This window comes from Streptomyces boncukensis, assembly GCF_011045075.1.
In the GTDB taxonomy this organism is placed as follows: domain Bacteria; phylum Actinomycetota; class Actinomycetes; order Streptomycetales; family Streptomycetaceae; genus Streptomyces; species Streptomyces boncukensis.
Window position 1 is genome coordinate 1 of record NZ_JAAKZZ010000557.1, and the last position, 4445, is coordinate 4445.

Below are 4445 nucleotides of genomic sequence, written 5' to 3' on the forward strand. Positions count from 1 at the left end.
GGGTGGGGCTGACCGGCGGTGGTGCGTCTCCCACCGGCCAGCGTCGGGGTGCCCGCCCGGCGCGTCAAGCCCACCGCGCCCTCTTGCCGCCATGGTCATCACCGGCCACGCTGGTGCGGTGACCGGGAACCTTTCCGGGCAGAGGCTGCCCCTCGCCGCCCGCCGCAGGGTGCGGTGGGGGTGCCCCCTGCTCGGGCGAAGCCGCCGCGAACAGCCCCGCGCCCCTGGCGACCAGAGGCCGGGCACGGTGACCGGCTTCCCCGTGGGCGCGGAAGGCGGCCCGACCCGGGCCGGTGCGCCCTTCCCGTTCCCCGCCGCCGTCTGCGCCCTCCCGCTGTGACCGCCGGGAGAGCCCGCACGGGGCTGGTCGTCTTCGACTGCGACGGGGTGCTGGTCGACACGGAGACGCTGGGGCCGCGCATCGTCGCGGAGATGACGACGGAACTGGGCTGGCCGCTGGCCCCCGACGACGTCCGCCGGCTCTTCCTGGGCACCCCGGCGTCCCATCTGCTGGCCGAGGTACGGGCGCACGCGACGGCACCCGTGCCGGACGGCTTCCTCGCGGACTACCGCGCCCGGCTGCGGACCGCGTTCGAGGCGGCCCCGCACACGATGCCGGGCGTCCGCGAGACGCTCGACGCGCTGGAGGCGCGCGCCGTGCCGTACTGCGTCGCCTCCAGCGGCGCGCACGAGCGCATCCACCACTCGCTGACCGCGACCGGGCTGTGGGAGCGGTTCGCGGGGCGCGTCTTCAGCGCGGACGACGTGGCCCACGGCAAGCCGGAGCCCGATGTCTTCCTGCACGCGGCGGAGAAGTCGGGGGCCGTGCCCGGGGAGTGCCTGGTGCTGGAGGACAGCCCGGCGGGTGTGCGGGCCGCCCTGGCGGCGGGCATGCGGGTCGCGGGGTACGCGGGCGGGCCGACCCCGGCGGAGTGGCTGCGGGACGCCACGGAGGGGGTACTCACCGACGTGCGGGAGCTGCTGTTCCGGCTGTAGGGCGGGTCCGGCCGGATAGGGGCCGCTCCTTGCTGCGCATCGCAGTCTGCGGGGTGTGTGGCTGGTCGCGCAGTTCCCCGCGCCCCTGCCGGGGCGCGGTGTTGCTCTGCGCCCGGGAGGTCTGCGCCAGGCACAGGGCCGGCAGGCGCAGGCCCGGTGCCGGGTATGCGCGATCCGCCGGACACGCCCTGGCGGCTACGCCTCGTCCAGCGCGGCCCGCAGCCGCTCGCGGTCGGCGGCGCCGACGTACTCCGCGTAGTGGTCGTACAGCGCCTGCCGCCCGAGCCGCGCCGCCCCGGGGCCGTCCCCGGCCCGCAGGGCCGCCAGCACCTGCCGGTGGTGCTCGACGGATCGGAGCATCCACGCCTCGGCCTCCTCCCCGGAGCGGGAGAGCTTGCCCTCGATCGCGCCGGCCACCGCGTCGTGCACGGCCCGCGCGCACAGCGCGAGCAGCGCGTTCCCGCTGGCCTCGGCGAGGGATCGGTGGAACGCCGCGTCGGCCTCGCCGAAGGCCCGCGGGTCGACGGCGACCAGCTCCGCCATCCGCTCGGCGAGCCGCTCCAGCTCCGCCAGGTCCTCGGCACGGTGCAGCCGCGCCGCCAGCCGGTAGCTCTCGGCGTCGAGGGCCATGCGGAACTGCACCAGCTCGCCGAGCCCGGACAGATGGGAGCGGGCGAGCCGGTCGAGGGCCTGGCTGAGGTTGTCGGGGGACACTCCCAGCACTTCGGCGCCGAGCGGGTCGCCCGGCCGGGAGCGGATCAGCCCCGAGGACTGCAGCACCCGCAGGGCCTCCCGGATCGTGGAGCGGCCGACGGCGAACTGCCTGACCAGCTCCCGCTCGGCGGGGAGCCGGGACCCGGGCGGCAACTCCCCGCTGAGGATGCGCTCCTCGATCTGCTCGGCCACGCGCTGGTACGCGCGCACCGGCCGTACCGGTTCGAATGACACGGCGTCCGCCGCCATTCCGTCCTCCCCCAGCTCGTCCCGGTTTCCCCGCGTCCACCTCTTGACCCGCGCTGCGGCGTACGAGCACAGTACGAGAGATCTTCTGGTCTGACCAGTCGCCTGGCCGTCCGCACAGCGAGGGCAGGGGACATGGAGGTTCTATGCACACCGTCGACACCGAGGCGGCCGTCTCCCTCACCCAGGCGCTGGTGCGGCTGCGCACCGTGAACGCCGAGGGCGCCCATGCCGTGGAACTGCCGGCGGCGACGCTGGTGTCCGGGCTGTTCACCCGCTTCGGCTGGGAGCACACGGTCACGGAGGTGGCCCCGGGCCGCCCCAATGTCGTCGCCGTCGTGGAGGGCGGGGGCGGCCCCGGCCCCACGCTGATGTTCGAGGGGCACACCGACGTCGTGACGGAGGGCGACCCGGCCGACTGGTCCGTGGACCCGTTCGGGGCCGACATCCGCGACGGCCGGATGTGGGGGCGGGGCACCGCCGACATGAAGTCCGGTGTGGCGGCGATGATCTACGGGGTGCGCGCGCTCCAGGAGGCGGGGCCGTTCCCCGGCCGGGTCGTGCTGGGCGTGCTGGCGGACGAGGAGGGGATGATGCTGGGCGCCAAGGCGTTCGCCGCGTCCCCGCTCGCCGCCGAGGTGGACGGCGTCATCGTCTGCGAGCCGGAGGGGTACGAGGTGTGCACCTCGGCCCGGGGCGGCATCCGGCTGCGGCTGGACCTGCAGGGGGTGATGGCGCACGGCGCGATGCCGCAGGAGGGCCGCAGCCCCATCGCGGCGGGCGCCCGGGTGGTGGCCGAGCTGGAGCGGGTGCAGGAGTGGGCCCGCGAGCGGTACGGCACGCACCCGCACGCCGGCACGGTGACGGTGACCCCGACCGTGCTGCTCGGCGGCGACCCGGACCAGTTGAACGTCATCCCCGCGCGCGGCGTCGTCGGCGTCGACGTGCGCACCGTCCCCGGCACCGACCACGCCGAGCTCATCGGCCGGGTGCGGCGCACCGCCGAGGAGGCGGCCGGGTCGCTCGGCGTGGACGTCGCGCTCACGGTGGTGGACGACCGGCCCGCGATCGAACTCGCCCAGGACCACCCGGTGGTGGCGGGCCTGGTGGCCGCGCACACCCAGGTGCACGGCTCCGCGCCCGCGTTCGGCGCCGTGCCCGGCACCACGGACGGCACGATCCTCACCCGGGACGCCGGGCTGCCGACGGTGGTGTACGGGCCGGGCGGCAAGTGGATCGCGCACCAGCGGGACGAGTTCGTCGAGGTGCGCGAGATCGGCGAGTACGCCCGGGTGTACGCGGCGGCGGCCCACCGCTTCCTGACCGCGGGGGCCGGAAGCGCCGGAAGCGCCGGAACCACCGGGGGCGGTACCCGATGAGCGACGCGGACGCGACGGCGGCGGCCCCGGCGGCGGACCGGGACCTCCCCGGCGGGCTGCCGGTCGGGGACGGCTGGGTGGCCGCGCCCGGCACGGCGCCCGTGGTGTTCCCGTACGACGGCGGCACCGTCGGCACCGCGCCGGTCGGCGACGCGGAGCTGGCGCGGCGCGCCGTCGACCACGCCGCGGCGCTCCGCAAGCGCGTCGCGGCGCTGCCCACCCGGGTGCGGCGGACCGTGCTCTGCGAGGTCGCCGAAGCCCTGGAGCGGGTCGCCGGCGGCATGGAGGACCTGCTCGTGCTGGAGACGGGCAAGCCGCGCGCCGACTGCCGTACGGAGGTGACGCGGGCCCGCGCCACGTGGCGGGCGGCGGCCGACGAGGTCGCGCACGTCCACGGCGAGACGGTGCCGCTGGACGGGCTGCCGTCGGGCGACGGGATGACCGGGTTCTGGACCCGCCGCCCGGTCGGTGTGGTGGTGGGCATCGCCGGGTTCAACTATCCGATGATGCTGGCCTCCCACAAGATCGCCCCGGCGCTGGCCGCGGGCTGCCCGGTGGTGGTCAAGCCGGCGCCCGCGACGCCGCTGGCCACGCTGTGGCTGGTGCATCTGGTGCGGTGCGCGCTGGAGGCGGCCGGGGCGCCGGCGGGCGCGGTGCAGCTGGTGACCGGGGATACCCAGGTGGGGCGCGCGCTCACCACGCACGAGGCCACCGCCGCGGTGTCGTTCACCGGCTCGGCCGGCGTCGGGCACCGCATCGCCCGCGACGCCGCGCCCCGCAAGGTGGTGCTCGAACTCGGCTCCAACGCCGCGCTGGTGGTCGCGGCGGACGCCGACCTGGACGCGGCGGCGGACGCCGTCGTGCGCGGTGGCTACTACGCGTCGGGGCAGGCGTGTATCGCCGTGCAGCGGGTGATCGCGGTCGAGCCGGTGGCCGCCGAGCTGGAGCGGCGGATCGCCGAGCGGCTGCCGGGGGTGGCCGTGGGGGATCCGCGCGCGGAGGGCACCCGGGTGGCCGCGCTGATCGACGGGGCGGCCACCGAACGCGTCCTCGACTGGATCGCGCGGGCGCGGGAGGCCGGGGCGCGGCTCGTCGCGGGCGGGGCCCGGG

4 protein-coding genes are annotated in these 4445 nt (G+C 76.8%); 3 read left to right on the forward strand and 1 reads right to left on the reverse strand.

Annotated features, from left to right (window positions below; all coding sequences use genetic code 11):
- Positions 1-336: 336 nt before the first annotated feature.
- Complete coding sequence (locus tag G5C65_RS31905; RefSeq protein ID WP_338146762.1) at positions 337-996, forward strand: HAD family hydrolase; 660 nt, start codon at positions 337-339, stop codon at positions 994-996.
- A 195-nt stretch (positions 997-1191) separates the two neighbouring features.
- Here G5C65_RS31905 and G5C65_RS31910 read toward each other — a convergent pair whose 3' ends face one another.
- On the reverse strand, positions 1192-1959 hold the full coding sequence (locus G5C65_RS31910) for a FadR/GntR family transcriptional regulator (RefSeq protein WP_206442500.1): 768 nt from the start codon (positions 1957-1959) through the stop codon (positions 1192-1194).
- A 143-nt stretch (positions 1960-2102) separates the two neighbouring features.
- On the opposite strand from G5C65_RS31910, the gene G5C65_RS31915 reads away from it, so the two are divergent.
- Both G5C65_RS31915 and G5C65_RS31920 read left to right on the forward strand, forming a co-directional pair.
- Complete coding sequence (locus tag G5C65_RS31915) at positions 2103-3335, forward strand: M20 family metallopeptidase (protein ID WP_165302527.1); 1233 nt, start codon at positions 2103-2105, stop codon at positions 3333-3335.
- The coding region (locus tag G5C65_RS31920) for an aldehyde dehydrogenase family protein (RefSeq protein ID WP_165302528.1) at positions 3332-4445 on the forward strand (1114 nt) is incomplete at its 3' end. The genes G5C65_RS31915 and G5C65_RS31920, both read left to right, overlap by 4 nt.